The organism is Collinsella sp. LCP21S3_D3, from assembly GCF_052118305.1.
Classification (GTDB): domain Bacteria; phylum Actinomycetota; class Coriobacteriia; order Coriobacteriales; family Coriobacteriaceae; genus Collinsella.
Genome location: NZ_JBQKHK010000041.1, coordinates 1 through 2,208, shown reverse-complemented (window position 1 = coordinate 2,208; position 2,208 = coordinate 1). Strand labels below are relative to the sequence as shown.

Annotated in this window: 1 protein-coding gene; it reads left to right on the top strand. The window is 57.0% G+C overall.

Going from position 1 to position 2,208, the window contains the following annotated elements; all coding sequences use genetic code 11:
* Positions 1-294: 294 nt before the first annotated feature.
* Positions 295-1,989 (top strand): phospho-sugar mutase, encoded by a 1,695-nt coding sequence (locus ACTQ1S_RS09205; RefSeq protein ID WP_154518687.1) that lies wholly within the window; start codon positions 295-297, stop codon positions 1,987-1,989.
* Positions 1,990-2,208 lie beyond the last annotated feature (219 nt).

The following is a 2,208-nucleotide window of genomic DNA, read 5'->3' as shown; positions in this document are numbered from 1 at the left end:
AGAGTACTGCGGGGCCAGCCCGTGGGAGGCCAGGGCGCCGCTGACCGGTGGACGGCACCGAGCCGTCATCGAGAATCGAGAAGGGGGAGGCCTCGCGGCCTCCCCCTTTTTCGTTTCTCAGGCAATTTAACTAAATGACATTTTTTACAACGATATCATCTGCCGTCTTATTCAGACGTTCACCGTTCTCTTGACAGTCTCACGCACTCAATGGATTACTATCTTCTTAAGCGTGATACTGCGCTTGACCTGTTTTAGGCGGGCCGTTTTATTGCTTATGAAGGAAGGACGCACATGGCAGATGTTCACGAGCTGCTTGATACTTGGATTGCCAATGTCAAGGATGATGAGCTGCTGACCGAGCTCAACACGATGAAGGAGCAGGGTGACGAGGATGCCATCACCGATGCCTTCTTCCAGGATCTTGCCTTCGGCACCGCCGGCCTGCGTGGCACGATCGGTGCTGGCACCAACCGTATGAATATCTATACGGTCGGCCGTGCAACGCAGGGCTTCGCCGACTATCTCAATGCGACTTTTGAGCATCCGACGGTTGCCATTGCTCGCGATAGCCGCAATAAGGGCGAATTGTTCGTCAAGACGACTGCTGCCATTCTTGCAGCAAACGGCGTGACTGCTCTCGTGTACCCTAAGATTTCTCCCGTGCCGACGCTTTCCTGGGCCGTCCGCGACCTTAAGTGCTCCGGTGGCATTTGCATGACCGCTAGTCATAACCCTGCGCCCTATAACGGCTATAAGGCATATGGCCCCGACGGCTGCCAGATCACTAGCGAGGCCGCCGATGCAATTTCTAAGGCTATCGCCGAGACCGATACGTTCACTGGCGTGAAGTCCATGGACTTCGATGAGGCTCTTGAGCAGGGTCTGGTCAAATGGATCGATGACTCGTGCCTCGAGCGTTATTACGACGCCGTTCTCGCGCGCGGCGTGACCAACCTTTCTGCCGAGGAGATCGCTGGCGCTCCGCTTAAGCTCGTCTACACTCCGCTCAACGGCACTGGCCTCATTCCCGTCACGACGGTGCTCGAGCGCGCCGGCATCACCGATGTCACGGTTGTTCCCGAGCAGAAGGACCCGAACGGCGATTTCCCGACCTGCCCGTATCCTAACCCCGAGATCCGTCAGGCCATGCAGAAGGGAATCGACCTGTGCGAGCAGGTTCACCCCGATCTGCTGCTTGCAACCGATCCTGACGCCGACCGTGTTGGCGTTGCTGTTAAGAATGGTGATGACTATCTGCTGCTGACCGGCAATGAGATGGGCGTTCTGCTGCTCGACTATATCTGCAAGACCCGTGCCGCCCGCGGCGAGGATCTCACCAAGAAGGTCGCGGTTACTACCATTGTTTCTTCCGCCATGGTCGATGCTCTGGCCGAGGAGTATGGCTTTGAGCTCCGTCGCTGCCTGACGGGCTTCAAGTACATCGGTGACATCATTACCTCGCTTTCCGATGCTGGTGAAGTCGATCGCTTTATCTTCGGTTTCGAGGAGAGCTACGGTTATCTGGCCGGCGACCACGTGCGCGACAAGGACGCCGTGAGCACATCGCTGCTCATTTGCCAGATGGCGCAGTATTACAAGCTCCAGGGCAAGAACCTTGCCGATGCGATGCACGAGCTGTACGAGAAGTATGGCTACTATCACAACAAGACGATTTCGCTGAGCTATCCGGGCGCTGAGGGTGCGGCAAAGATGGCCGGCATCATGGCTGGTCTGCGCGAGAACCCGCCCGCGGAGCTCGCAGGCTCCAAGATCGAGGCCGTTGTGGATTACAACACGTGCGTGAACGGCCTGCCGAAGGCTAATGTCATTGAGTTCGATCTTGAGGGTGGCAACAAGGGTATTGTCCGTCCTTCCGGCACTGAGCCCAAGATCAAGCTGTACATCTTCGCTAAGGGCGCGGATGCCGCCGAGGCCGATGCAGCACTTGACGCGATTGAGGAGTCAGGTCGCAAGCTGTTGGCCTAAGGCTTTGAAAGCCTATTTTTATAGATAGACGAAAAAGGGGATCTCGGAAACGAGGTCCCCTCTCTATTACCGGTAAATACAGCTGAGAATCCCAAACTGTGTAGGAGTTGTGTGCAACCAGATTCCCGCCCCGCGGGCCCCTCCGGTCTGGCAATATATCTCCTTGCCGCGCGGCCCGGTGCAACCGGGAACCGGCGCAGGCGTGCACCTTGAGAACCG

Coding starts and splice junctions, on each gene's coding strand:
- ACTQ1S_RS09205 (WP_154518687.1), top strand. CDS start 295: ATGGCAGATGTTCACGAGCTGCTTGATACTTGGATTGCCAATGTCAAG.